Here is a 26,711-nt window from a genome sequence, read left to right on the forward strand (position 1 = left end):
TAGTATATTAGTGAGCCGTGGGTAATATTACTTACGGCTCATTTCATAAAAGCTTAGTAATTATGAAGAACACGTTATTAGTTTTTATTATTTTTCTGCTTCCGCAGATCGCTTCAGCCCAAGAGCTGACCTCTGAGTATGAAGATGACATTATAGGTGATTCACTCTTGATGAGAAGCATCGACAGCCTCTCAATCTATTATGAGAGTATTGGCTATTACGAGCATGCTCTGGAGGAATTAAATCGCTTACCAGAACTAACACTTTCTCAGTCTAGACGAAAAGCAAGTCTCTGCTTCAAACTTGAAGACTTGGACACGTCTGAAAATATCATCCTCAATGATATTTTACCAAAAGACACCCTTTTTGCTGATCTCAACTTATTGGCAATGCTATATTTCAAGCAAATGGATATTAAGAATGCCATTTATTATCGCGAACTGCTGGCAGATAAATATCCCTATAACTCATCTAACATCATCCTTCTGAGTAGCCTATATGAGTTAGATGATGCACTTCCATTAGCAAGCAAATATCTTGATAATTACTTACTCAAGTATCCATCAAATCTATCGGTGAGAAGACAACGAGCCTTCAATAACTTTAAGATGGGAGAGACACAAAATGCCCATGTGGACTTAGCCCTCTTATATGAGTTGGGTGATGAGAATCCTAACTCCCTATATTATTATGGTAATGTTCTGATGAATACAGACTCAATACCAAAGGCTGAGATCGTTTTAGAAAAAGGTGTTGTTAGCACTGATTATAAAAACCCCATCATGATGCTTGACTATGCTTACGTGTTCAATAAGCAACAACAGTATTCAAAAGCAGACGATATACTTAATATGGTGGACTCATTACTAAATCAGACACCCGAGTTCTTATTCAATAATTACACTCTTAACGGAATAAAAGGGAATGTATATCTAGCTCAGAAAAAGATGGCTGCGGCTGCTAAATCATTTGAGAAGGCACTAAGCTACCACCCTGATAGTGAGATCACCCTCTACTCATTAATCATGATAGAGAATAATCTCGGTCGTAAAGAGCGACTAAAGAAATGGACTAACCGTTATCTGCAAGTAGTGTCCAAAATTCCTAGTGAAGATAAAAGTCCTGAGCTAAGACTACGAGAAAAAAGGATTAGTAACAAGCGTGATGATTTAGTCGAAGAGGCATTCATGAGTAGATAACTATGACTAGATAACATAGTGAAGGTACACTTTTTCAATCCTGGCTACGAGGCTTCTGTCGGTCTAGGTAGTCATCATTACACACCAACTAAGTCAGTACAGACTTTTAGACACGACTTATCAACACTCCCTCTCTATTACAAGAAAGTGGAGGATAAGGTATACGTAACCAATAAAACATTAGACTCATCCTTAGACCATCCCGATATACTAACCTCTATAGCCGAAGAGGCAGAATTGGTACCATGGGGTTGGGCACCCGAGCTCATTGGACTCTTCGGGAAAGATAAAGTCCCCTACTCCCAAGATGAAATGAGACATATCACATCTCGAAGATTAAGTGTAGATCTGTGGAGACTTATCAAAAGAGAGTCGCCCGAACTTTTCTCATCTTTTGTACCACCTCGTCTCGTGACAAGCTTCATCGAGTCAAATGACATTGAAACCTTAAAGGAAAATAAATGGGTACTAAAGGATGATTTTTCAAGCTCGGGAAGGGGCATCCACTTTATCCACTCCACAGAACAACTTCAGGATTTTATTCTAAAACAAAAGACGAATAAAAAGGCAACTCTTTATATCGAACCATATTATAATAAAATCGAAGACCGTGGCTATGAATTTTATAGGAACGCAAATGGGACGATAAGCTATTTGGGGCCGAGTAGTTTTGTAACCGCCAAAGGGAAATATCAAGGTAATGTTATTCAGTCTCGAACTAAACTAGAAGAGCAATTTAGTAGCGTCCCAACGATTCCTAGCCATGATCAGTACATTAATATGTTAATGGCAGCCTTGTCACAACTACCTCTTGGCCACTACGAAGGATATCTTGGTATAGATACTCTCGTATTTATGGATAACGACGGACACCTAAAGATTGCCCCTTGTCTAGAGATTAATTGCCGCCCTACGATGGGACACTTAGCTTTATCGCTGGGTGATCATTGGCTTATGGAAGGTTTTTCAGGCGAATATACTATTCTACACCTTCCGTCAGTAGGCCACATGCCTCCATTAGCCTCCCCTCATCCACTTTATACTTTCTCAAAAAGGCCAACCGAGCCAGGAAATTATACTCTAACACCTATTCAAGAGAATACGAAATTCATGGCTCTAATAAAAATTTTCGAAAAGTGAGGATTTATTATTTTACCATTAAATAAAAAAGAGTTATCTTTATACATCAAAATGAATTAATATATATTATGTATTTAGAATCATGAAAAAGAGAGTTCTTCATATTGGTATTAGGCTTTCTATTATTTTCGTTGTGCTGTGTGCAGTAAGCTGTAGCACAAAGAACAGCAAAAGCGATTCTGAGAACGAGGACAAAGAGTATGTTGAGGAATCTGGTGAATCTGAGGATGAGCTCACTGTGGAGGAGGCGAATGAACTGGTACGCCAACAAGTCTCAACATCACCGTCATTAGAAGAGATGTTTGAACCGTACAGGCTAACAAACCTCGCATTAGTAGATCCTACAGCTCCACATAATACCACAGGAGAGTCATTAATGTCATTTGTAGAGCAATTTTCTTCGGATATCAATTTTCAGAAAAGCAGGACACAACTGGATAGTGACACCCCATATACCCCAGATTATGAGGTTGGTCTCCTAGAGATCCAACTGCCTGATTCCAGCAATTTCTTTGCCTCATGGAGTGAAATAGACGAAGATGAAGCATCCTTCTGCAATGGTTGGTTGGGATCGGAGATGAACAAAGAGTATGTTTTTCATCGGAAAGATGATGGAAAATGGTATTTAATAGAATATTTCTCCGCTACTAAGGAGCATTGCTAACCTACTCGTTAACCATCCGCAACCAACACAACAAAGGGGAAAGAAATAACCATCGACTAAGAAAGTGTCATCCTTAAATTTTATAATCACTACTAAGGATGACATTTTTTGTAGATAAGAAGGCTTAACATTTAGCTCACTCAAACGGAAGCAAAACCTATAAAAAGGAAAATTCTACCTAAAAGAAAAGCCGAGTCAATAATTGACAGCTAAGATGAACTGATCAATTCATTTCCTAACGCTCCTTGGATCCTAAATACGTAAGAGTTTTTACCAAGTGTATAAAATCCACGTTCTATTTGGAATAGTTCAGTGGAGATTGGCTTATTTTATTGGGAAAAAACCTATTGGTTATTCGGAAATCATATAAATATTAATTAACTTTGTCACCAGTAATTTTTTTTCAAGAAACCCTACTATGATTATTAAATGGCTTTGCCATAGGATTTGAAGTAATATATTAGTCAACTATATAATTATATGGATAATAAGATTCAAGAATTAGCACAGAAGATTTATCACGATGGCGTGGAAAAAGCTAATGCAGAGGCTCTATCTATCGTAGAGAAAGCTGAAGCAAAGAGAAACGAAATGTTGGCTGCTGCTCACGAAGAAGCTGAGCGTATCCTAAGCAGTGCTAAAGCTGAGGCTAAAGCTACAAAAGAACAAACAGAATCGGATCTAAAGAACGTTATTGCTAATGCTAGCGATGCTCTACAGAGTGCGATTACTGAAATGGTGAATAGCAAAGCTATCAACAAAGGCGTGGATGCTGCATTTAGCAATCCTGAGTCAATTTACTCTATCATTGTAGAAATGAGTAAACAGCTGTTTGCTTCCGATGCCAACGGCATAATTATTAGTACAAGTGATGCTCAAAAGTTAGAGGAGTATTTCAGAAAAGAGGCAAAAGACGTTTTTGATCAAGGGGTTAAGATTCGCGAAGTAGCAGGTAAGAGTGCTAGCTTTGACGTATCGCCAGAAGGGGCTGACTACAAGGTAACAATAAGTAAGGAAGCCTTTGCGGAGTACTTTAAGTCTTTTATGCGTCCTCGCATGAAGGCAATTCTCTTCGGTGATAATAACTAACTGATTACAGACGATTAGAATGGCAAACTATTTTACCCTTGGGGCGGCACTTCCATTGCTTAAGCAAGGTGAGTATCGATCTAATGACATAACCAGTAAGGAATTCCTAGAGCTTCTCTCAAAAGAGCTAACCTCAAAGGACCGTCAGCAGATTGAATTAATCTTACTTAGAAATGATAATCACCTACTGATGCAATTGCTTAAGGGGGATGAATTAAGTCAGATTAATTCTGAATTATTGGTCTTAGGAGAAGAAAAACTACAGTATTTAATTGATGCAGTACAGGCAAAGGTGAACTGTGAATCGGGTCCCTACTCTACTGAGCGTCTAAACCTCCCAAAGATTAATAAGAAAAAGTACCCTAAGTACATGATTGACTTTGTAGAAATGTATCTCTCAGACAAAAAAAATGATGTCGAGAGAAGTTATTTCTACGAAGATATCCTATTTCTGGAGTATGTCAAGTATGTACAAACTAAGGGGAATTCTTTTCTTAAGAGCTGGTTTGCATTGGAGCAAGATGTCGCATCAGTATTGGCTGCCATTACCGCTCAGAAGTATGGTTTAGACGCATCTAAATACTTAGTAGGTGACAAACCACTCTATGATATTCTGAGAAGTGGAGAGTGGAGCCAAGTTAGCTATATGAATGAGGCTGAGCTGGTCAATAAAGTTCGTAAGATCAGTGAAGAAGAACACTTGGCTATCCGAGAAAGAAGATTAGATGCGATGAAGTGGGATCTGCTAGATGATGTTACTTTTGCTGATATCTTTTCTATAAATGCCATGATGGTATATCTGCTCAAGTTGCAGATACTAGAGCGTTGGGCTAGTCTCGATAAAGTGCATGGGGAGCAAAAGTTCAGAAGCATCGTTCACGGACTAAATAATGAAGGGAGCGACGAACTCGAGAAGTTTAGAGATTCCGTGAAGATTAGGAAGAAATCACGATAATAAGCTGATAAAAGATTAGACACAATATATATCTATGATGAAAACAACAGGTAAAGTGATAGGCATAGTCTCTAACCTAGTGACAATTGAGGCTGATGGCCCAGTTGCACAGAATGAGATTTGCTATGTAACTGTTCAAGGTAGCGATCTGATGGCGGAGGTTATTAAGGTCGTTGGTAATCACGCCATCGTTCAGGTTTTTGAGAGTACTCGTGGACTAAAGGTGGGCGATAAGGCTACTTTTGAGCAACATATGCTTGAGGTGCAGTTAGGCCCTGGGATGCTATCCAAGAATTATGATGGTCTTCAACACGACCTCGACAAGATGGAGGGCGTGTTCCTAAAGAGAGGCTCATATACTGATCCACTTGATAGAGATAGACTATGGCTATTCAAGCCGATTGCAAAAGTTGGAGATCTCGTACAAGCAGGAGTATGGCTAGGTGAGGTGAATGAGAATAACCAACCTCACCGCATTATGGTTCCATTCACCTTTGAGGGGAACTACAAAATTAAGAGCTTGGTCTCTGAGGGCGAATACACTGTTGATCATGTCATTGCTGTACTTGAGGATACAGAAGGCAAGGAGCATAACGTTACAATGGTTCAGAAGTGGCCAGTAAAGAAAGCCATTACTTGCTACGCTGAGAAACCACGTCCATTTAAACTTCTGGAAACAGGGGTTCGTGTCATCGACACAATGAACCCTATCGTAGAGGGAGGAACAGGATTTATCCCAGGTGCGTTCGGTACAGGGAAAACCGTACTCCAGCACGCTATCTCTAAGCAAGCGGATGCGGATATCGTTATCATGGCTGCTTGTGGTGAGCGTGCCAATGAGGTAGTGGAGATCTTCAAAGAGTTCCCACACCTAGAGGACCCACATACTGGTCGTAAATTGATGGAACGTACCATCCTGATCGCGAATACCTCTAACATGCCAGTAGCAGCTCGTGAGGCGTCAGTCTATACAGCCATGACGATCGCTGAGTATTATCGTAGCATGGGTCTGAAGGTTCTATTGATGGCTGACTCTACATCAAGATGGGCTCAGGCACTTCGTGAGATGTCTAACCGACTTGAAGAGTTGCCAGGACCTGATGGTTTCCCTATGGACTTGTCCGCTATTATTGCCAACTTCTATGCCCGTGCTGGTTTTGTTTACTTAAATAATGGTAAAAGCGGTTCTGTTACTTTCATCGGTACTGTATCACCTGCAGGTGGTAACCTAAAAGAGCCAGTGACCGAGAACACCCAAAAGGTAGCACGATGCTTTTATGCCCTAGAGCAAGATCGTGCTGATAGAAAGAGGTATCCAGCAGTAAATCCAATTGATAGCTACTCCAAGTATATTGAATACCCAGAGTTCGTTGATTATATCACCGAGCTAGCTGGTGAGGATTGGGTTGCAATGGTCAATGAGGTTAAGCGAAGAATGATTAGAGGTCGTGAAGTGGCGGAACAGATTAATATCCTCGGTGACGATGGTGTGCCACTAGATCACCACGATACATTCTGGAAATCTGAGCTTATTGACTTCGTTATCTACCAGCAGGATGCATTTGATGATATTGACCAGATCACTCCACTGGAGCGACAGAAATATATGCTAAAGCTCATCATGGGAATCTGTGAAATCGATTTTGCTTTTGGTGACTTTGAGGAGGTAGGAGACTTCTTCAAGCAACTCATCAACCTCATGAAGCAGATGAACTATTCTGAGTTCTTAAGTGAAGACTTCAAGAAGTATGAAGCAATGGTCCAAGAGCTAGTGGATAAGCAAGAGGGGCATCCAGTAGAATCGAAATAATGATAAAGAGAGGATAAGATATGGCAACAACAGCTTTTCAAAAGATATATACAAGAGTAACAAAGATCACTAAGGCGACTTGTACCCTTAATGCAACAGACGTTGGGTACGATGAACTGGCTATGATTAATGGCAAGCTTGCTCAGGTAGTGAGTATATTTGGTGATGAAGTTACCCTACAGGTATTTGAGGGTACAGATAGCATCCCTACAGATGCAGAAGTAATATTCCTTGGTCATGCTCCTTCTCTAAAGGTCAGCGATCAGCTGGCTGGGCGTTTCATGAATGCCTATGGCGAGCCAATTGATGGAGGTCCAGCAATTGAGGGTAAGGAAGTAGAGCTTGGGGGTCCATCAGTGAATCCAGTTCGTCGTGAACAGCCAAGTGACCTAATCGCCACTGGTATTTCTGGTATTGACTTGAATAATACACTTGTAACCGGTCAGAAGATTCCATTCTTCGCAGACCCCGACCAGCCTTACAACCAGGTAATGGCAACCGTAGCGATGCGTGCTGAGTCAGACAAGATTATTCTGGGAGGTATGGGTATGACCAATGACGACTACCTATACTTCAGAAATACATTCCAAAATGCAGGTGCTCTGGATCGTATCGTTAGTTTTATTAACACTACAGAGGACCCATCGGTAGAGCGTGTGCTTATCCCGGATATGGCCCTTACAGCAGCCGAGTATTTTGCAGTAGAGAAGAAAGAAAAGGTGCTTGTACTCTTGACAGATATGAGTAACTATGCAGATGCCTTGGCTATCGTATCTAATAAGATGGATCAAATCCCATCTAAGGATTCAATGCCTGGTTCACTCTACTCTGACTTAGCAAAGATATACGAGAAGGCAGTACAATTCCCTGACGGAGGATCTATTACCATTATTGCTGTGACTACATTGTCTGGTGGTGATATCACTCACGCAGTGCCAGATAATACAGGTTACATTACTGAAGGTCAGCTATATCTACGTCATGATAGTGATGTAGGTAAAGTTATTGTGGACCCATTCCGTTCGCTATCTCGTCTGAAGCAGCTCGTGATTGGTAAAGATACTCGTGAGGATCACCCACAAGTGATGAACGCAGCTGTTCGTCTTTATGCCGACGCCGCTAATGCTCAGACCAAGATGGAGAATGGTTTTGATCTTACAGATTATGACCAACGTGCACTAGATTTCTCAAAAGAGTACTCAAAAGACCTTCTGGCCATTGATGTTAACATCAATACTACAGAGATGCTTGATAGAGCATGGGGACTCTTCTCAAAACACTTCTCAAAGACAGAGGTAAACATCCGTCAAGAGTTTGTTGATAAATATTGGCCTTCTGATAATTAATATTGGCGAGAGAATAAGATGGCAATAAAATTTCAGTACAATAAGACCTCCCTTCAGCAGCAGCAAAAGCAGTTGAAGTCAAGGTTGCGTGCTCTCCCTACGATCAAAAGTAAGGAAAGTGCACTCCGTGTAGAGGTGAAGCGTACTAAAGATAGAGTAGAGAGCCTAGAGAAAAAGCTTGAGCAAAGCATGCTAGGGTACGACTCTATGGTAGCCTTATGGAATGAATTTGATCCTAATATTGTTAGAGTGAAGGATGTACAGATTAAGATCAAGCGTTTTGCTGGGGTACAGGTACCTGAGTTGGAAAACATTGATTTTGAAGTCCGTCCATTTAGCTTACTAAATAATCCTTCCTGGTTCATGGAAGGAACCAAGCTTCTTAAGGATATGGCTTCGATAGGTATCGAAGCTGAAGTTGGACGCCTTAAGCTGGATGTCTTGGATCACGCACGACGCAAGACCACTCAAAAAGTTAACCTCTTTGAGAAAGTCCAGATCCCTGGATATGAGGATGCGATTCGTAAGATCAAGCGTTACCTAGAGGATGAAGAATCTCTATCAAAAGCTTCACAAAAGATTATGAGAACAAATCTCGAAAACAAAGCAAAGGAAAGAAAAGATTTATGATAGTACCTATGAAAAGATACTCATACTTCGTTTTCGAACCTGAGTATCAAGATTTTTTGAGACAATTACGAGAGCTTGGAGTGGTCCAAGTAAAGAATCGTACAAATACTAAGGATGTTGAGCTTTTTAAGTCTAACCTTGAGAAGCAGGAATCAATTCGTAAGTTCCAGCAACACCTCACAATGATTCAGAAGAGTAATCCGCTAGAGAAGGATCAGGATAAAGAGGGGATTCCTCATATTGAACTTCCTAAGAACACTCTGACTGATTACGATGCCTTTATGCAGGCTTATGAAGAGGTGGAGAGGAAGATCTCTTCCACCCAAACCGAACTCTCTGAGACAGAGATGTATCTTAGTGAGATGAGGGTTTGGGGTGACTTCGACCTTGCACTGGTTGAGAAACTAAAAGAAGCAGGATACTATTTACACTTTTATAGTGTCCCCGAACGATATTATGATGAGGCATGGGAAAAGGAGTATAATACCCAAAGAATCCAAGATTTAGGTCGGTCAATATACTTCGTCTCTATAACTCAAGACCCAATAGCACCTAAGCTAGATAACGCGATACTCCAAAAGTTACCTCAAAAAACTCTGAGCCAACTAGAAGTGGATTACAACACTTTAGAAGAAGAGAAGAAAGTGCTTGAGAGTACACGTGTGTACCTTGCGTATAACAACCAGATATTGGAGCAGGAAAAAATCAAGCTGCAGGAGGAGTTCAGCATGAATAATGCTATTATCCAAGGTGAACGTCTATACGAGGATAAGCTGGTAATCCTAGAAGGTTGGGTGCCTGAGGATAAACAGAGCGCGATGGAGAATGCATTATCGAATAGCGGTATTGCATTCATTGAGATGGAGGTTAATAGTGAAGATGATGTCCCTATTCAGCTGAAGAATAATCGCTTTACTAGGGTATTTGAACCACTAGTCAAACTCTTCTCTCTTCCTAACTATAGCGAGTTAGACCCAACTCCATATATAGCACCCTTCTTCATGTTATTCTTCGGAATTTGCTTTGGAGACTCAGGTTATGGGATGTTGGTCCTTGTCGTAGCATCATTATTGAAGATTAAGGCAAGTGAATCACTCAAACCAATCTTGGAGCTAGCCCAATGGCTCGGGTTATCTGGAATGGTTATAGGATTCTTAACAGGTTCATTCTTCGGTATCAATTTGGTAGAGGTGCCTATATTTGTGTCTATCAAAGAGTATTTCCTATCACAAGATAATATGATGGTTATATCTCTAGTATTAGGAATTATACAGATTATCTTTGCTAAATACATTGGTGCCATGAAGAAGCAGAAGCAGTATGGTGTTAAGATGGCTTTATCTAGTTATGCATGGCCTACATTGATACTAATAGGAGCTATAATGTTTGGGCTACCAAAAATGAACATTGTATTACCTACATGGATAGAATATCTCCTATTAGGGATAGCTGCTATTAGTGTCCTATTAGTACTATTCTATAATAGTCCTGGTAAGAATGTATTCTTGAACATAGGTTCAGCCCTATGGCAGACGTATGGAACGGCTTCTGGTTTATTAGGAGATACGCTTTCATATATCCGTCTATTCGCGATTGGTCTTACCGGATCAATCTTAGGTTCGGTGTTTAATGAACTTGCATCGACCGCGACATCAGGGTTGCCTATCTGGGCTGCTATCCCAGTAGGGGCCTTCATCTTAATAGCAGGGCATAGTATCAATTTTGGTCTAACTACAATTGGTGCATTGGTACACCCTATCCGTCTTATCTTTGTAGAGTATTTTAATAACTCTGAATATGAGGGTGGTGGTAAAGCGTATGACCCCTTACGCAAGTTAGAAGTTAATGAGAAGTAAATAAAATTTAATATATCAATTTAAGAGAACGACAATTTTTATGGAATTAAATCTATTTTTATCGTACTTAGGTATTGCTTTAATGGTAGGGCTTAGTGGTATCGGAAGTAGTATGGGGCTTTACAATTGCGGTCAAGCCGTAGTAGGAGCAATGCGTAAGGATCCAACCCAGATGGGTAAATACATCGGTCTATCTGCACTACCTTCATCACAGGGTTTGTACGGATTCGTTGGTTACTACTTTGCTATCCAGCTAGTAAGCCCAGAAATGTCAATGCAATCAGCTATCGCTATTTTGTGGTGTGGTTTGTTACTTGGTGCTGTGGGTTGGGTTTCAGCCGATAGACAGTCTAAGATCCTTGCTAATGGTATTGCTGCAACTGCTGATGGTCACAATGTCTTTGCGTCTACCATGGTAATGGCAGTATTCCCAGAGCTTTATGCGATCCTTGCTCTACTTGTCAACATCCTAGTATTCCGTATGCTTGGATAATATAAGTAGTAATAATAAATATAAGAGGGTGTGTCAAAACCTAGTTTTGATGCATCCTCAATTTTTTTGATAGGGTGTGTCCTAAGCAGCTACGAGATGTTTTAGAATTTGGTTTTCCCCTAAAAATAGTTTGTTAGTAACTAAAAATGGATGATTTGGGCAAGAATGAGGTGTATTATCCATGTTTTTTGGGTTTTTCGCTATCCTAGAGCATAGTTTCTTGACATTGAATGCTATGGCAAAGAAGGCAAAGTCCATAGTGACCTTGTCTTGACCGAAGTGTCGAAAGCGTTTGTAGCTCATATTGTATTTCATTTGACCAAATACTGATTCCGGCTCTACACATCGTCGTCCTCGATGTCTTAGTCCTTCTTCGGACGTAAGGAGTTGGCTTGCTTTCTTTTTGTACTCATTGAGTCTGTGATTGACCTCTATGATTCGATTGCCTTTTGCCTTAAAACATAGTCCTCTGAGTGGACATCCTTCGCACCTCGCAGCCTTATATCTCGCACTCTCAGTAGTGTATCCGCTTGCTGTCTTGCCTCTCTTTGTCCCGATGCGCCTCATCCTTTGTCCCATCGGACAGACATAGTAATCTCCTTCTTTGTTGTAGTATAAAGATGCGGGCTGAAATGGGTCGGGCTTGTAACGAGGACGATGCTCAATATGGAAGCGATTGTATTTGACAAAGGGTGTTGTACCAGACTCTTCCATAAAACGATAGTTCTCCTCCGAGCCATAGCCGGAGTCGGCTACAACAGTAGAGGGCAAATCACCATAACGGTCTTGATGGGATTGAAGAAAGGGGATAAATGTGAGGGTGTCAGTAGGATTGTGGAAAAGTCCAAAGTTGGTAATAAATTGCTGATTCGTAGCTATTTGTAAATTGTAACCTGGCTTGGTCTGACCATTTCTCATGGCATCCTCCTTCATACGCATAAAGGTGGCAGAGGGGTCGGTCTTGGAGTAGGAGTTGCGAGTGCCGAGTATCTCTAGCTTTTTGTCGTACTCCTGAAGTTTGTCTTTGTGCTCTTCTAGTTGCTTGATCTGCTTCTTCCTCTCTCTTATTTTCTTTTTCTCCTCCTTGTTGACTGGTTCCGGGGTTCTCTCTAGTTCTGCTTTGAAGGTGGTCACCAGCTCTGAAAGTTGTTCCGCTGTAATCTCTACTTCTTCGCTACCCTCGCTATTCTCTTGAGCAATACAATCATCGATTTGAGAGAGCAGCACTTTTAGCTTTTCCTGAAGTTTGGCTCGATTTCGTTCCACGCTTTTCCGCCACACAAAGGTGTATTTATTGGCTTTGGATTCTATCTTAGTGCCATCGATATACTCCACATCAAGACTGATAAAACCTCTCTCTGCAAGTAACAATACCATCTGTGAGAAGACCTTATTAATCTCTCCTTTTACACGATTACGAAATCTATTGATGGTGATAAAGTCAGGCTTTTCATACCCTGCAAGCCAGATGAAGTGGACATCTCTTTTGAGGGCTTGCTCAATCTTCCTGCACGAGTAGATGTTATTCATGTAGGCGTAGATAATCACCTTGAGCATCATCTTGGGGTGGTAGGGGTGGCGACCTATCTTACTGTACAAGCCCTTAATATTCTCAATCTCAATAGCATCGATAATGGCATTGACCACTCTCACTGGATTATTAGCACAAATATCCTCGTCAAGCCTTTGAGGAAAAAGCATTGACCTATTGTGTATGTATGGACGAAATTGTATCTTTGTCATAGTTAATTTATTGATATACATAAAGATACAAAATCTTTATGATATAGAAAAGCCCCAGCTTGTGAAAGTTGGGGCTTTTGTCGCAAAATAAGAGGGTGCGTCAAAAAAATTAGTTTTGACACACCCTCTTTTTCATACACCATATCATAACTCTTGAACATTTCGGACGAATCAAACATATCAACCTTATAGTAGTGCATAACAAATCTTTGATATCTGAGGTGCGACACACTCAATTAATCCACCCACAAGAGGCTTCACTTTATCATAAAATTTTTGCAAGACTGATACTGTCCCCAAAAAGTGTGTAAGTCCCAAGAATGTTATCTTTGAAAAGTTAAAAACAAAAGATAAACAAGAAGATGAGACTTACACAAATGCAATTTAAGGAAATTCTATCAAACGTGATGACAGAGCCAAATGGAGTTGGCCGTTTAATGGAGTTAATCATCGAAATAGCGATGCAAGGGGAGAGGGAACTGTATAAAGAAGATAGTGGCGATGTGAGCAATGGATACCGCTCCCGTCGCATCTTTGCGAGTGGTAATATGCTAGAATTACGAGTACCCCGAACTCGACAGCAGGGCTTCATGCCCTTGATTTTAGGCGTTCTCAAAGATCAAGAGAAAGAGATGGGAGAACTAGCAGGTTATCTATATAGCTGCGGTAATACGATGGAGGATATCTCTGGAGTATTCGAGCGTTTGTATGGTAAACGTTATAGTACGAGTCAAATCAATCGTCTCTCCTTATCGACCCAAGAAGCAGTAGAAGAGTGGCGTCAAAGACGTCTACCGAGGACTTTAGAGGCACTTGTTATCGATGCTACATATCTTCCTGTACGGAGAGGAGAAAGTGTGAGCAAGGAGGCATTTTTTGTAGTGATGAGTTTAGATAGCGAAGGACGTCGAGACATCGTGGGTGTCTATAATAATCCAACAGAGGGAAGCGGCATCTGGGGCGAGTTTTTTGAGGATCTAAAAAGCCGAGGACTCGAAGAGGTAGGACTAATCATTTCAGACGGGTTGAATAACATTGAAGAGGTTGCACGTGAGCACTTTACAGAAGTGGAAGTCCAGCTCTGCACGGTGCATCTACAGCGAGAAATAACTCGAAAGATACGCCCTCGAGATAAGTCAGCCATCGCAAGTGATCTACAGGAGGTCTTTAGTAAAGACGGCTCAAGAAGCTCACCTTTAGATGGCCTAGAGAGCTTTAAAAACTTTGCGTTCAGATGGCGTAAGAGCTATCCTTTTCTCACAAAAATAGCTAACGGTCAGAGGATAGAGTATTACTTCACATACCTAAAATACGACGTCAGTGTTCGCAAGTACATTCATAGTACTAACTGGATAGAACGCTTCAATAGACAGGTAAAGAAAGGGGCTCGATATAAATGTGCATTACCTAGCGTAGAATCCGCTCTACACTTGATAGGTAGTATTGCAATCAATGCAAACTATCTGAAGAAAAGAATAGGAGATCTAACTCTTGGACTTAGGAAGAACAATGAAAAGTAAATAACAACAATGTGCTTTATTTTCCAACACAAAGATATCAACCTAAAAGAATACGGCAAGGCGGTGTCTCCGCGGTGCTACGACAGCCTTGCCTTAATTCTTTATTGGTCTATCTTTAATGTTTATGGAAAACAAAGCGAAAAAATATGTAGGTTTGCTTTTCAGAGACGCATTCTGCCGTACACACTTTTGGGGACACTACCGCAAGACTTCATATCATAAAGATACAATGCCTTGCAAAAAAACAGTCATGATATCTAATGCTAAATGCACTGATTGTCTGTCAATAAATATTTCTATGCTCAACTACATGTCTTATAGTATTCCTAGCATGACTACACCCCTTCGAAATCATACATAAGCTCACGCTCATATCCTGTAGAATCAAGTATAGTCAAACACTAACAGTAAGGATTAATAGTAGTCACTCTATAAGTGTATGTACACAAAGGACTCTTAAAGGCATCACTCACATATTGGTGCTACCTTATTTTACTAATTCATAGTCCATTTTACTTTAAGGACAGGACTTTATATACACCAGAAAGAGTGGAAACGACAGGACTTTTACTACATACTCCAGTCTTAGTATTATATGAATAAAAACCATTTCCATCATTTCCTTGGATACCGAAGTACACTATATCATCCACTATGATAGAAGCACTCATCGACCATCCAGTAGATCCAGGTAGGTCAAGTAGCTTACCCTTACCACTCTTTAAATCCAATTCGTATGGCACGCAGTTCTTGTTCTTAATAAAGGTCTGGTCGTTAGGATCAACGATGAGGCTTGGCTTAGCAAGAAAGAAGTACACCTTATCTTTATAATATGTCATAAAGAGTGCATATGCACCTAATTCTGCTCCTTCAATATTCTCTTGTAAACTAATATGAAAGCTCTTATCAAACTCGGTCTCTCCTTTTTTTATTCTTAAGAGACCATCACGAGAAGTAGCCCAGTATGGATCCTTATCTTTCATCATTTGGCTCATCATCGAAGAGCGAGGACCTGTATAAAAGTATATATTCTCATCTTCATCCATAAAGGGATTAGTGTGGCCTAACATACCTAGAGAAGTTACCCTCTCGTCACTAATCACCTTCTCTATCTTGTCAGTAGCCACATCTATCACGACGACCTCACCAGGGCATTTCTCCAAATCCATCATGCTATGGGTCTGACTAAGGGTCAAAAATAACTTACCGTCTCTGATAATCCCACTGCCAGCGTCAGGATCTCTATCCTCAAGGATTTCACCTGTAGGCTTTCCATCTTTGTCCTTCACAACAATATGCCCCTTAGCTAACTCTGAAAGGTCTATCTCACCTGTTTCTTTCATAGTACTAGGATTGAATATGACTAGTTGCCCATGACTACCATTAGTTACGCCATAGGCTTTTGTCTCACTAGCAAAGATAATTTCGCAGACATTTGGAGTCCCCTTAAATGAGAGCTCTCCAACTAGAGCAATAGTATTGTCATCATTAATTTGGTACTTGTATAGCTTTTGCTCTCCACCGTAACCAAACATACGAGCAGACATCACAAATATGTGGTCACCATATCGCTCCATGAAAAGGTGTCCTACAGGGAGTGTGATGCTATTGCCAAAAGTTACTTTAGAACCCTCTTTGAAGTCAGGAAATGTAACTAAATGAAAGACATCTTCTACTTGGCTACTCATTAAGTACCCTTTAGTAACTCCTGGTGCAGGGTCTGGATTAGGTTTCTTTCCATTATTGTCATTGCATGCAATGAATGTCATTGAGGCAATAAGTGCTGTAAGTAATAAAATTATTTTCTTCATCTCTTAAAATTGTTATTAAAGTGTTATTTTAATCTTGCCATGGAAGGAGCGACCTGGAAGAGGGTATTTGTACTCTGCCCACTGCTCACTATTTAGGAGGTTATGGACCTCAAAACTCAGATGGTATCTATCCTTAAATGATTGCTGCACTCCAGCATTGAGGTTCCATCGTCTCGGTATCTCAAGGTTACTATCCTTACTGAGTGTCCAGTTGTAGTAAAAGTTCTCAGTAAAATCACCCGCTACAAAAAGACTTGATTGTGCATCTTTCGTGAATAGGTCCCGTTGGCTGAATCTTAACTCTGCATTACCAAAGAAGTAAGGCATATTGGGGACTCTATAATTGTAGTGAAAGTTCTCACCGCCCCCTACTTGTACTTGAGCTCTATCTCTACTATCTTGATATGTAATACTCGCACGCATTGCAAGCCAAGGTAAAAGCTCGGTGTACACCCCTGCTTCAGCACCTAATATTCTAACCTTCCCATAATTGATATGCTTCATACTCATGCTACTTGCCGTGGTTAGCTTGATCATATCAGTGACATTCATCCAGTAGGCGTTAATATCCACACGAGCATTAGGATAACTTCGATTGTTGATGAGCCAATTGAGTCCAATATTGACATTAAAGCTTTGCTCTGGCTGTAACTTTTCATTAGCAAATATCAGTACGCCATTGCCAAATAATTCCTCCGCCCGTGGGGTACGAAAGGTATATTGTACCGATGCTTTTGCAGTAAAGTTATCTATTGGTTTCCACGCGATAGCTTCACTACCACCCCAAGTACTCTTTTTATTTTTGTTGGATTCGAGAATGTTATTTGGGTAGATAGTAAATCCTACAGGGAAGACTTCCGATTTATAAAAAAAGAATTTACCACTAAGCTCATTAGTCAAAGACTCATCAAGTAGCTTGAGTTCATGTGTCAATCCTGATGATAGGAAATGAAGCTTATTTGGCATAAAGTTGATAGGAAACTTAGTGAATGACTCAGCTACATCATCCCTTGGATCCTTGCGACTATATTGGTATGAGATATTGAGAAGGAGACGGTTGTTTTGATTAAGCTTGTAGCTAAGGTTAAGCACACTCTGTATAGTGGTGTACTTATCGTGAGAGTCATTAGGATAAGAGATTTCACCCATCCCATTACTACTGGGATAACGCTCTCCTAAGAAGTTGTAGCACCATCGAGATGTGTCCACATGATTGATGATAGACCTGGAGAGCATCGTATTAAGCGACATTTCGAGGTCATTATCTAGTAGCGACTTATTCAGAGACAGCCCCCCTTGCCAGCTATCGATATTATTGTGAGCATACTGTACATTTTGCTGTATGTGCTGAAGTCCTCCCTGTATCTGCTGATAGGTGTGCTGAAAGCCAATAGATAGCCCGATGTGATCAAACCAAAGTTTGGTAAATCCAATTGAGAGGTCAGCTCCATAGCTTCTGTACTTGTCATGATCTCTCTTTATAATTAAGTCGTCTTCGAAAGGGGACTTAAAGATATAGTTGTTGTCAGATTGTATCAAAGTCCCCCCGAGTGTCACATCTATTCCCGCCTTTTCTAAAGATTTAGAGGCCTGAATATCAGCTTTATGAGTATTGAAGCTTCCAATCTCATAGGCAAACTTAATATGGTCACCACTCATCTGCTTAAGGATGACATTTACGGCACCACCTAATCCATCTCCGCCCAGCCAAGCTGGTACTACACCCTTGTAAATCTCTACTGCTTCTATTCGATCAATTGGTATAGCACTAAGATTTGCTTGCTCTGAGCTACCGTATGGCATTCCATTGACAAAGATGGCAATTCGCTTGCCATCTAAACCCTGTATCATCATACGAGAAACACTGCCCATACCACCCTTTTCTGCCACCTTTACCCCCATAGCACGATTGAGTACATCATTAAGTGATGATACTTGCCCCTGCAAATCCTTCTTATCTAGGACTGTGATGGTAGAGGGAACTTGTCGCATACGTTGCTCTTTACTCTTACCAATAACCACTACTTCCGCTAGTTGCTCTGATATTGGGGTAAGTAAGATATTTAGTGTGATAGAAGTACGGTTAGCTCTTTCTATGCTTATTATCTTATTTTCATAACCTATTAGGCTCAAGTGAAGGTCATATTTATCGGCAGATGGTACCGAGAGGTGGTACTCTCCGAGAGCATTGGTCATTGTTCCCAATCTGAACTCTGGGATATACACTGTAGCCCCCTCTATAGGGACATCATTTTTTGTGTCCGTCACGATACCAGTCAATGATACGTAACTATTTTGTGCATTTATTCTTGTAGAAGTACATAAAACTACACATGCAAGGATTGTACTTACAAGTAATGTTCTTAGATTGATTAGCATTAGTATTTAGCTGTGTCATATTTTTATTGATTAAGACAAATGTGATGTTTTCATCACCACTAGGCAATACCCAAAAGTAGGTAATTTATGTGGCTATCAATAAGTTAAAGACAATGCACATAGGGTTGATATTCCAAAAGAACACACCATGTGCAAATTAATCGTATATAGATTCAAGATAGAAGTGCGAATATTAGTCGTAGAATGGTTAGAAATGAAAAAAAGTCAATATCCGCTTATATGTGGAATTAAGTTTTCTGGCTCATCAATCTGCTTAAGCCGACTAAGTCTCTTCTATACCCTATTTCCCCCCAGACTATTGAGACAATACTAGATTTCTAAAAGTCTATATACTTCATAACGTTTCAATCAAGTAAATCTTTTTTATCTAATTATTGTTTAATATGAAACATTTCGGTACCTTGCAAAATATATTACCAAACACAATAAATAATGTACCATGAAAAAAATTCAATTACTCTTATCTACGCTACTAGTAATTATAGGAAGTAGCTTTGCTACAAGCTCTATTGCACAAGAGGTTATCACTTTATCCGAATCGCCTACAAGGATTGATGTTAGTTCAGCCATCTCAGTTGAGATTATTCACGCGAAAAAAAATGAAATGCAGATCAGGGCTAATCAGAAGGATTTAGAAACATTTTCGTACAAGCTGAAACAGGGAAAACTAACTCTGAAACGTAAAAAGGGCACCTTTTCACGTCGTAATGATGGTAGTATCAAAGTAAGCCTATATCTAACTAATATAAAGGATATCAAAGAGCTAGAAGTTTCAGGAGCTTCAAAAATATCATTTGCAGATCGATTGAATAATGACAAGCTAGAAATTGATTTATCAGGGGCTAGCAAGGCAGATTTCTCTGGGACTGTAGATCACCTAATGCTGGATTTATCAGGAGCGAGCAAGATCAATACTGATGGACATTTCAAAAGGATCAACGTAGACCTATCGGGGGCTAGCAAGCTCGACATAACAGGTGATTTTGATGGACTAAAAGCTGACATTTCGGGTGCTTCAAAATTCACACACCGCGGTAAAGGTAACACCATAAGTATCGAAATAAGTGGTGCGAGTAATTTCAACGGAAGGAAATCATTCATCAAGAAGGCATCTATTGAGGCTAGTGGAGTAAGTAGTGCTACGATCCACGCTCATCAAATAGACTCTAGTAAATCAGGAATGTCTAGCATTAATGTGCTTCCATATAACTAATTCTAATCCTCAGTCATTTCATAAATGGATGATTCACACAGCTGGATCATCCATTTATTTATGCCACGTTACGAAACCATCAACAAACTAATGTGAGCGAAAATTATAAGGTCTGAATCACAACAAATAATCTGACATCTAACGACTTAATGCAGACAAAAAATTAGTTATATGAAGAGGAGGTCGTTCTCATAGGAAACACATTTTTTTGATATACAAAGAAAATAGTTTACTCATAATAAAAAAATCCCGCTATCTCTCAACTCATTTTCAAGAACTTGGGATGTAAAAAAATGCCCCCTACGGGGAAGAATTAAAAGACTATAAACTTGGTACTCTAAGACAGACTGATGGCAAAACACAAGCTCAAAAAGCACCTCTTCTACCGTCATCTAACTCACACCTCTCACATCAATACATCAGAGCGAAATCAAACGACATCACAATCTTTAGGAAATTAGCTACGCAAATGTCAGCTATAATTGTTACCTTTGCAAGAAGAATTATGGCATAGGATAATGATTTGTATGAGAAAAATAATAAAATTAGCGTTAATGACTCTACTCCTCAGTATAGGACTAACATCCTGTAATGAGTACACTAAGGTACAAAAAAGTACAGATGTGATGGAGAAGTATTCATACGCAAAGAAATATTATAATACTGGGAAGTATTCATGGGCGGCTTCGCTTCTCGATGAGGTAGTACCATACCTTAAGGGGACGACACTTGGAGAGCAGGCCTTGTATCTACAAGCACAATCGCATTATTCGCTAAAGAATTATCAAGAAGCTCAGATGGCTTTCAAACAATACTACACCAACTATCCAAATGGTGAGTACGCTGAATTAGCACGCTTCTACTCAGGATATGGCTTAGCTCAGAACATACCCGACCCTCGCTTGGATCAGTCAAAAACATATGAAGCGATGAAGGAGCTTCAATTGTTCATAGACTACTACCCACAGCATGAGAGAGCCGAGGAAGCTAAAACCTTACTTTTCGAACTTCAGGAAAATCTAGCCCTCAAAGAAGTGCTCAACGCACAGTTGTACTACAACTTGGGTAATTATATTTTCAATAACTATGAGAGCTGTATCATCACAGCTCGCGCAGCCATGAAGGAATTCCCCTACTCTATGCATAAGGAAGAGATGCACTACTATGTGGTAGCTTCCCTATACGAAATTGCCAAAAATAGCGTTATAGATAAGCAACAGCAGAGATTAAGAGATCTTAGGGATGAGTACTACAACTTCATCAACGAATTTCCGAACGGAAAGAGGAGAAAAGAAGTAGATGCCTTCTTTGAATATGCTGAAAAGCATATCAATAAAGATGCGATGTAAAGAGAGAGATAGAAAATAAAGAGATATAGAGTGTAATAGGCTTAAAAAGCATAATAAAAATAGATTTCAAATACAAAATGGAGCGTAAAAAGGGAATTGTACCTCAAACCACAGTCACAAGAGACTTAAAGAAGTTTAGCGAACCAACTGGTAACCTCTATGAGTCTGTCGTCATCATGTCAAAGCGTGCTAATCAACTTAGCGTTGACATCAAAGAAGATCTGGAGCAGAAACTTCAGGAATTTTCGACATACACAGACACTCTTGAGGAGGTAGTAGAAAATCATGAACAAATAGAAATCTCAAAATATTATGAGAAGATGCCTAAGCCTGTATTAATTGCAGCTAAGGAATTTGAGGAAGAAGAGATCTACTATAGAAATCCGCTAGAGGAAATCACAGACGAGGATGATGACTTCTAATAAACCATTAGGCATTCGATTATAAATGATCCAGAGAAAGCAGACGTTGTATTTACTTGCATCAGGTATATTGATGCTCCTAACGATTCTACTCGCAATAGCTAAAGTGACCACCACTGATATGGTGTACTCTATGAATGCGATGGGATTTGAAGATTTATCGGAAGAGCTAATCCGTCCTACATGGGGACTATTTGGGCTAACTATCCTGATGGTATTGATTAGTTTTATATCCATTTTCCTATACAGCAAACGCGTAATTCAAAGACGTATTACGACCTTTAACCTCTTATTAAAGATTGGATTTTATGTATTGGTATGGATTTACATGAAAGACTTTATCAATACGGTGGACGGAATAAATGAGAATTGGATAAAAAATATAACCCTCTTCATGGGAGCCCCCATATTAGCGATGATTTTTGATTATTTAGCGGCTCGTGCCATTGCTATTGATGAGATGACTATTCGCAGCATCAATCGCTTGCGTAAATAACCATTCTTAATAAGAAAAGTCGTTTATTAGACTGAATAAAAGTACAAAAAAAAGCTCTCCTTCCGGCCTGACTGTGAAGGAGAGTTTTTTTATTCAGCACTATTCACAACATCAAGCATCGGTATATTGATTGAGGATAAAGGCAACCGGCTGCAAACTCATATAGTTATTAAGACACCTGAATCCGATCACGTTACATAAATAATGAATAACACTCACGAAGAAAAATTTTCATCCACCACACGAGACATCCGTAACACCTCTAACACAGCATCATCAAGGAAATATAATGGGCAGCAAGCTTTTATATTATACAGTGCCACGACACGCAGGAAATAGCTAAAATATACAATATAAGACCTGTTTATATTATGGAATACAGCTTACAACAGCCTTGACTCTCTTTGAGGTTATGAATAATATTTCCAAACCACCCCACTCCACCATTCCAATCCAGCCTTAACTATACATCAAAGTCGAAACTAACCATTTAATCTTGAAGCTCGTAAAATAATAAATAATAGCTACGACTATTCATTGTTTTTGCTTAACTTTGTAAAACTATTTCTATTCTTAATACTAGAAGAAATATTTGTAATGAATAAAATTCAAATAAATGGGCTCACCTTTGTTCCCTATATGAATGAAGAGGAGATAAGACCTGCTATTACCAAAATAGCAGAAGAGATTAAGCGTGATCTGGGAAATAAAAATCCGCTTTTCATCTGTATTCTTAATGGTGCATACATGTTTGCGTCGGATCTATCAAAAGCTTTAAACGATTCGTACGAAATAGCATTCGCCAAGTATTCATCATACAGTGGACTAGAATCTACAGGAGAACTCAAAGAAGTCATGAAACCTCAAGTGAGTGTGGAGGGACGAACAGTAGTGATACTTGAGGACTTAGTGGATTCGGGATTTACCGTCACAGAAGTTGAAAAGCTTTATCTGGAACGAGGTGCCAATGAAGTATATGTAGCAGCAATGCTTTCTAAACCTAATGCTATTCAAGAGGGAGCTAGGAAAGCTGATTACACAGGGATTAACATTCCCAATGACTTTATAGTAGGCCGTGGTCTAGACTATAATGGCGTTGGTAGAATGTTACGCGATATTTATGTTCTTGAAGATTCGGGTGAGAAGGCTTAATAACCGATAATCATCATGTTTATAAATATTCTATAAAGTAACTCACGGAATGCTTAATTTAATTATGTTTGGAGCTCCAGGCTCCGGTAAAGGCACACAAAGCAAAAGAGTAGCTGAACATTATGGGCTACAACACATCTCGACAGGAGATCTACTAAGAGGAGAAGCTAAAAAAGGGACTCCTCTGGGTATGGAGATTGACCGTCTTATTTCTAAAGGCCAGTTCGTTCCTGACCAGATTATCCTAGACATCCTTCTAGATAATATTGAAACTCAAGGCGAAGAAGATGGTATTATTCTGGATGGCTTCCCGAGAACTGTATCTCAAGCTGAATCTCTTCTTCAAAAGCTAGAAGAGAGGAAACGTACCAAGCCCATCCTAATCACATTGTCTGTCGATGATGAGGAGCTCACCAAACGACTATTAGAGAGAGGAAAAGAATCGGGTCGTTCGGATGACAATATTGAGACCATAAAGAAACGATTGGAAATATACCACAACACGACACAGCCTGTACTGGACTTTTATAAAGAACATGGTCTTTGCTGTGAAGTGAATGGAGTTGGTAAAATTCCAGAAATAACTGAAAGGATCATCCATACATTAGATGAACTGATTGAGGAAAACTCACTCAGCTTTTAATCATCTAAATAAGGTTGAACTATATATAATAAGATAAAAATAAGATATGTCTGAGTCAAACTTCGTTGATTACGTTAAGATTGTGTGCCGTTCCGGTAGAGGGGGGCCAGGATCAAGCCACTTTAGGCGTGAGAAATTTGTGCCAAAAGGAGGTCCCGACGGAGGCAATGGAGGCCGTGGCGGTGATATATTCATTAGGGGAAATCGCAATTATTGGACGCTGATTCACTTAAGATATGACCGACATATCTTTGCGACAAATGGTGGTGCTGGAGGGGCTAAGAAAAGCAGTGGTCCTGATGGTAAAGATGTATATATCGATGTACCACTAGGTACTGTAGTATATAATGCTGACACTGGAGATTACATCTGTGAGGTAAGGGAGCATGACGAAGTCATAAAACTCCTAAAAGGAGGAAAGGGAGGACTGGGCAATGTGAATTTTGCTACAGCTACCAACCAAGCTCCACGTTACGCACAGCCTGGAGAGCCAAGCCAAGAAATGACTATTGTAATGCAGCTAAAGATGCTTGCAGATGTCGGGCTGGTAGGATTTCCCAACGCTGGTAAATCCACTCTACTCTCCATCATCTCTGAAGCAAAACCTAAGATTGCAGACTATCCATTTACTACACTAGAGCCAAATTTAGGTATAGTTAATTATAGAGATGGCCGCAGCTTTGTCATGGCTGACATCCCAGGTATAATTGAGGGTGCAGCAGAAGGTAAAGGGTTAGGCCTTCGATTCTTGCGTCATATTGAACGAAACTCAGTCTTGCTTTTCATCATCCCTGCTGATACTAAAGATATAGCAAAGGAGTACAGCATTTTAATTAATGAGTTAGAGCAGTATAATCCAGAAATGATGGATAAGAACAGAGTACTCGGGATTTCAAAGTCAGATTTAATTGACGATGAACTTAAGGAGCTACTCACCCCTACTCTTCCGGAGGGGGTTCCTTATTGTTTCTTCTCAGCTGTTACAGGCGAAGGAGTGACAGAACTTAAGGATATGATCTGGAATAGCATCACGATCAATAACTTCCAGGATGTAAGCCCTATGGTAGAGCGTAATATGCACCTTACACTTTCAGGGAAGGACTTTGATAATGATGACTTAATTTATTATGAGGAAGACAACGATGAAGAGGATGATCATCCAGTAGGAAAAATGCTTGATGAAGATTTTTTTGAATAGTTTATTCTATACATCTAAACCTCTCAATAATTAGAATGATAAGGAACATATAATATGACCGACGATAAAAAAGTAAGAGTACGCTTCGCACCAAGCCCTACAGGGCCTCTACATATAGGGGGCGTACGTACCGCACTATATAATTATTTATTTGCAAGAAAACACGGAGGTACGATGATCCTCCGAATTGAAGATACAGATTCTAGCCGCTTCGTATCAGGGGCTGAAGATTACATACTTCAGGCTCTAGATTGGCTTGGAATCGAAATTGATGAAGGCGTTGGTGTTGGAGGCTCATCGGGGCCATACCACCAAAGCAAAAGAAGGGAAATCTATAGAATATATGTTCGCCAGCTACTGGACAGTGGCAAAGCATACAAGGCCTACGACACTCCTGAGGAGCTTGATAGCATCAGAAAAGAGATAAATAATTTTCAGTATGATGCATCAACGAGGATGTCCATGAAGAACTCTCTCGTACTTACAAATGAAGAGTGCAAAAAACTTGAAGATGCAGGGTGTCCATTTGTGGTACGATTTAAGATAGAGCCAGGCGAAGATATTACCTTCAATGATTTAATACGAGGTGAAGTAACGATTAATTCGAGTATCCTCGATGATAAAGTACTGTATAAGTCGTCAGATGATCTTCCAACGTATCACCTCGCTAATATCGTGGATGACCACTTAATGGATATTTCTCATGTCATAAGAGGTGAGGAATGGTTGCCTAGTGCACCTCTTCATATCCTACTTTACAGAGCTTTAGGCTGGGAGGACACGATGCCACAATTTGCACACCTTCCGCTTTTGCTAAAGCCTGAAGGAAACGGGAAACTAAGCAAGAGAGACGGTGATCGACTAGGATTTCCAGTATTCCCACTTCTATGGAAAAATGAAGATGGGTCAACAAGTAGTGGATATCGTGAAAGTGGTTACCTACCACAGGCTGTCATTAACTTCCTAGCCTTACTAGGCTGGAACCCTGGTGATGATAGAGAGTTCATGACTATGGAGGAGTTGATCGATCTATTTAGCTTAGAGAGAGTCAGCAAAGGTGGAGCGAAGTTTGATTACGAAAAGGGGTTATGGTTCAACCACAAGTATATTCAAGAAACGCCCAATAGTAAATTGGCAAAACTAGCTATGCCATACATGCAACAGGCTGGAATAGAAGTAAATCTGGATAAACTTTCAGAGGCTATAGGGCTTGTAAAAGATAGAATACATCTACTACCTGAGATTGTTGAGCAAACATCATATTTATTCCTACCTCCAACTAGCTATGACGAAAAGACGATCAAAAAAAGATGGAAAGAGGAAACTCCAAAGCAACTCGAGGATTTTTTGGACTTGATGGATGAATATCCAAATAAGGAGGAGCTCGAAAAGATTACTCCTCTATGGATCAAAGAGAAAGGGTATAACATGGGAGGCGTTATGAATGCTATCCGCCTTTCGCTTGTGGGCAAACCAATGGGTCCACACATCTACGACATCATTGACTTTATTGGATATGATGAGAGCAAGAGAAGAATCCAGAAAGCGATTAATTCCATCAATAACTAAAAATCATACTTAA

General features: G+C 40.0%; 22 protein-coding genes. 19 read left to right on the plus strand and 3 right to left on the minus strand.

Annotation, left to right across the window (positions count from 1 at the left end):
- Positions 1-62 precede the first annotated feature (62 nt).
- The 10 genes from QYZ87_01615 (at position 63) to QYZ87_01660 (ending at position 11,182) form a co-directional block, all read left to right on the plus strand.
- Positions 63-1,199 carry a hypothetical protein gene (locus QYZ87_01615; GenBank protein ID MDN4753236.1) on the plus strand — a complete coding sequence of 379 codons (1,137 nt, stop codon included), beginning with the start codon at positions 63-65 and terminating at the stop codon, positions 1,197-1,199.
- Positions 1,200-1,217: 18 nt separating this feature from the next.
- Positions 1,218-2,339, plus strand: coding sequence for a hypothetical protein (locus QYZ87_01620; protein ID MDN4753237.1), 1,122 nt, complete (start codon positions 1,218-1,220; stop codon positions 2,337-2,339).
- A gap of 82 nt (positions 2,340-2,421) precedes the next feature.
- Positions 2,422-3,003, plus strand: coding sequence for a hypothetical protein (locus QYZ87_01625; protein MDN4753238.1), 582 nt, complete (start codon positions 2,422-2,424; stop codon positions 3,001-3,003).
- A 480-nt stretch (positions 3,004-3,483) separates the two neighbouring features.
- Complete coding sequence (locus tag QYZ87_01630; GenBank protein ID MDN4753239.1) at positions 3,484-4,092, plus strand: hypothetical protein; 609 nt, start codon at positions 3,484-3,486, stop codon at positions 4,090-4,092.
- A gap of 19 nt (positions 4,093-4,111) precedes the next feature.
- The gene (locus QYZ87_01635; protein ID MDN4753240.1) at positions 4,112-5,047 is read left to right on the plus strand and encodes a DUF2764 family protein; all 936 of its coding nucleotides are present in this window, start codon (positions 4,112-4,114) and stop codon (positions 5,045-5,047) included.
- Positions 5,048-5,084: 37 nt separating this feature from the next.
- Positions 5,085-6,857 carry a V-type ATP synthase subunit A gene (locus tag QYZ87_01640; protein ID MDN4753241.1) on the plus strand — a complete coding sequence of 591 codons (1,773 nt, stop codon included), beginning with the start codon at positions 5,085-5,087 and terminating at the stop codon, positions 6,855-6,857.
- A 20-nt stretch (positions 6,858-6,877) separates the two neighbouring features.
- On the plus strand, positions 6,878-8,203 hold the full coding sequence (locus QYZ87_01645) for a V-type ATP synthase subunit B (protein MDN4753242.1): 1,326 nt from the start codon (positions 6,878-6,880) through the stop codon (positions 8,201-8,203).
- A gap of 18 nt (positions 8,204-8,221) precedes the next feature.
- Entirely contained in the window at positions 8,222-8,833 is a 612-nt protein-coding gene (locus QYZ87_01650) for a V-type ATP synthase subunit D (GenBank protein ID MDN4753243.1), read from the plus strand.
- A gap of 8 nt (positions 8,834-8,841) precedes the next feature.
- Positions 8,842-10,689: a V-type ATPase 116kDa subunit family protein gene (locus QYZ87_01655; protein ID MDN4753244.1), complete on the plus strand. Its 1,848-nt coding sequence runs from the start codon at positions 8,842-8,844 to the stop codon at positions 10,687-10,689.
- A 40-nt stretch (positions 10,690-10,729) separates the two neighbouring features.
- On the plus strand, positions 10,730-11,182 hold the full coding sequence (locus QYZ87_01660; GenBank protein MDN4753245.1) for an ATPase: 453 nt from the start codon (positions 10,730-10,732) through the stop codon (positions 11,180-11,182).
- Positions 11,183-11,263: 81 nt separating this feature from the next.
- On the opposite strand, the gene QYZ87_01665 is transcribed toward QYZ87_01660, so the two are convergent.
- The gene (locus QYZ87_01665) at positions 11,264-12,925 is read right to left on the minus strand and encodes an IS1182 family transposase (GenBank protein MDN4753246.1); all 1,662 of its coding nucleotides are present in this window, start codon (positions 12,923-12,925) and stop codon (positions 11,264-11,266) included.
- Positions 12,926-13,302: 377 nt separating this feature from the next.
- Here QYZ87_01665 and QYZ87_01670 point away from each other — a divergent pair, with 377 nt between their 5' ends.
- The gene (locus QYZ87_01670) at positions 13,303-14,445 is read left to right on the plus strand and encodes an IS256 family transposase (protein ID MDN4753247.1); all 1,143 of its coding nucleotides are present in this window, start codon (positions 13,303-13,305) and stop codon (positions 14,443-14,445) included.
- Between the two features lie 512 nt (positions 14,446-14,957).
- Here the strand turns inward: QYZ87_01670 and QYZ87_01675 are convergent.
- Together QYZ87_01675 and QYZ87_01680 are read right to left on the minus strand one after the other, a co-directional pair.
- Complete coding sequence (locus QYZ87_01675) at positions 14,958-16,256, minus strand: DUF4374 domain-containing protein (protein ID MDN4753248.1); 1,299 nt, start codon at positions 16,254-16,256, stop codon at positions 14,958-14,960.
- Between the two features lie 15 nt (positions 16,257-16,271).
- On the minus strand, positions 16,272-18,635 hold the full coding sequence (locus QYZ87_01680) for a TonB-dependent receptor (GenBank protein ID MDN4753249.1): 2,364 nt from the start codon (positions 18,633-18,635) through the stop codon (positions 16,272-16,274).
- Positions 18,636-19,095: 460 nt separating this feature from the next.
- On the opposite strand from QYZ87_01680, the gene QYZ87_01685 reads away from it, so the two are divergent.
- From QYZ87_01685 to gltX, 8 genes are all read left to right on the plus strand, one after another.
- Entirely contained in the window at positions 19,096-19,869 is a 774-nt protein-coding gene (locus QYZ87_01685) for a DUF2807 domain-containing protein (protein MDN4753250.1), read from the plus strand.
- A 527-nt stretch (positions 19,870-20,396) separates the two neighbouring features.
- Positions 20,397-21,218 carry an outer membrane protein assembly factor BamD gene (gene bamD / locus QYZ87_01690; GenBank protein ID MDN4753251.1) on the plus strand — a complete coding sequence of 274 codons (822 nt, stop codon included), beginning with the start codon at positions 20,397-20,399 and terminating at the stop codon, positions 21,216-21,218.
- A gap of 77 nt (positions 21,219-21,295) precedes the next feature.
- Positions 21,296-21,640 carry a DNA-directed RNA polymerase subunit omega gene (locus tag QYZ87_01695; GenBank protein ID MDN4753252.1) on the plus strand — a complete coding sequence of 115 codons (345 nt, stop codon included), beginning with the start codon at positions 21,296-21,298 and terminating at the stop codon, positions 21,638-21,640.
- 25 nt (positions 21,641-21,665) lie between these two features.
- Positions 21,666-22,136 carry a DUF4293 domain-containing protein gene (locus QYZ87_01700; GenBank protein MDN4753253.1) on the plus strand — a complete coding sequence of 157 codons (471 nt, stop codon included), beginning with the start codon at positions 21,666-21,668 and terminating at the stop codon, positions 22,134-22,136.
- A gap of 597 nt (positions 22,137-22,733) precedes the next feature.
- On the plus strand, positions 22,734-23,288 hold the full coding sequence (locus QYZ87_01705) for a phosphoribosyltransferase family protein (protein MDN4753254.1): 555 nt from the start codon (positions 22,734-22,736) through the stop codon (positions 23,286-23,288).
- Positions 23,289-23,337: 49 nt separating this feature from the next.
- Positions 23,338-23,931, plus strand: a complete 594-nt coding sequence (locus QYZ87_01710) for an adenylate kinase (GenBank protein MDN4753255.1) — start codon at positions 23,338-23,340, stop codon at positions 23,929-23,931.
- 46 nt (positions 23,932-23,977) lie between these two features.
- Positions 23,978-25,129 (plus strand): GTPase ObgE, encoded by a 1,152-nt coding sequence (gene obgE, locus QYZ87_01715; GenBank protein MDN4753256.1) that lies wholly within the window; start codon positions 23,978-23,980, stop codon positions 25,127-25,129.
- Between the two features lie 54 nt (positions 25,130-25,183).
- Complete coding sequence (gene gltX / locus QYZ87_01720) at positions 25,184-26,698, plus strand: glutamate--tRNA ligase (GenBank protein ID MDN4753257.1); 1,515 nt, start codon at positions 25,184-25,186, stop codon at positions 26,696-26,698.
- Positions 26,699-26,711 lie beyond the last annotated feature (13 nt).

The organism is Porphyromonadaceae bacterium W3.11, assembly GCA_030434245.1.
GTDB lineage: Bacteria > Bacteroidota > Bacteroidia > Bacteroidales > Porphyromonadaceae > Porphyromonas_A.

What these genes read in the sequence shown, in the direction of transcription:
- QYZ87_01650 (MDN4753243.1), top strand. Translation starts at nt 8,222, where the DNA reads ATGGCAATAAAATTTCAGTACAATAAGACCTCCCTTCAGCAGCAGCAA.
- QYZ87_01710 (MDN4753255.1), top strand. Translation starts at nt 23,338, where the DNA reads ATGCTTAATTTAATTATGTTTGGAGCTCCAGGCTCCGGTAAAGGCACA.
- QYZ87_01700 (MDN4753253.1), top strand. Translation starts at nt 21,666, where the DNA reads ATGATCCAGAGAAAGCAGACGTTGTATTTACTTGCATCAGGTATATTG.
- gltX (MDN4753257.1), top strand. Translation starts at nt 25,184, where the DNA reads ATGACCGACGATAAAAAAGTAAGAGTACGCTTCGCACCAAGCCCTACA.
- QYZ87_01680 (MDN4753249.1), bottom strand. Translation starts at nt 18,635, where the DNA reads ATGCTAATCAATCTAAGAACATTACTTGTAAGTACAATCCTTGCATGT.
- QYZ87_01645 (MDN4753242.1), top strand. Translation starts at nt 6,878, where the DNA reads ATGGCAACAACAGCTTTTCAAAAGATATATACAAGAGTAACAAAGATC.
- QYZ87_01695 (MDN4753252.1), top strand. Translation starts at nt 21,296, where the DNA reads ATGGAGCGTAAAAAGGGAATTGTACCTCAAACCACAGTCACAAGAGAC.
- QYZ87_01670 (MDN4753247.1), top strand. Translation starts at nt 13,303, where the DNA reads ATGCAATTTAAGGAAATTCTATCAAACGTGATGACAGAGCCAAATGGA.
- bamD (MDN4753251.1), top strand. Translation starts at nt 20,397, where the DNA reads ATGAGAAAAATAATAAAATTAGCGTTAATGACTCTACTCCTCAGTATA.
- QYZ87_01635 (MDN4753240.1), top strand. Translation starts at nt 4,112, where the DNA reads ATGGCAAACTATTTTACCCTTGGGGCGGCACTTCCATTGCTTAAGCAA.
- QYZ87_01705 (MDN4753254.1), top strand. Translation starts at nt 22,734, where the DNA reads ATGAATAAAATTCAAATAAATGGGCTCACCTTTGTTCCCTATATGAAT.
- QYZ87_01655 (MDN4753244.1), top strand. Translation starts at nt 8,842, where the DNA reads ATGAAAAGATACTCATACTTCGTTTTCGAACCTGAGTATCAAGATTTT.
- QYZ87_01675 (MDN4753248.1), bottom strand. Translation starts at nt 16,256, where the DNA reads ATGAAGAAAATAATTTTATTACTTACAGCACTTATTGCCTCAATGACA.
- QYZ87_01665 (MDN4753246.1), bottom strand. Translation starts at nt 12,925, where the DNA reads ATGACAAAGATACAATTTCGTCCATACATACACAATAGGTCAATGCTT.
- QYZ87_01660 (MDN4753245.1), top strand. Translation starts at nt 10,730, where the DNA reads ATGGAATTAAATCTATTTTTATCGTACTTAGGTATTGCTTTAATGGTA.
- QYZ87_01685 (MDN4753250.1), top strand. Translation starts at nt 19,096, where the DNA reads ATGAAAAAAATTCAATTACTCTTATCTACGCTACTAGTAATTATAGGA.
- obgE (MDN4753256.1), top strand. Translation starts at nt 23,978, where the DNA reads ATGTCTGAGTCAAACTTCGTTGATTACGTTAAGATTGTGTGCCGTTCC.
- QYZ87_01615 (MDN4753236.1), top strand. Translation starts at nt 63, where the DNA reads ATGAAGAACACGTTATTAGTTTTTATTATTTTTCTGCTTCCGCAGATC.
- QYZ87_01625 (MDN4753238.1), top strand. Translation starts at nt 2,422, where the DNA reads ATGAAAAAGAGAGTTCTTCATATTGGTATTAGGCTTTCTATTATTTTC.
- QYZ87_01630 (MDN4753239.1), top strand. Translation starts at nt 3,484, where the DNA reads ATGGATAATAAGATTCAAGAATTAGCACAGAAGATTTATCACGATGGC.
- QYZ87_01640 (MDN4753241.1), top strand. Translation starts at nt 5,085, where the DNA reads ATGAAAACAACAGGTAAAGTGATAGGCATAGTCTCTAACCTAGTGACA.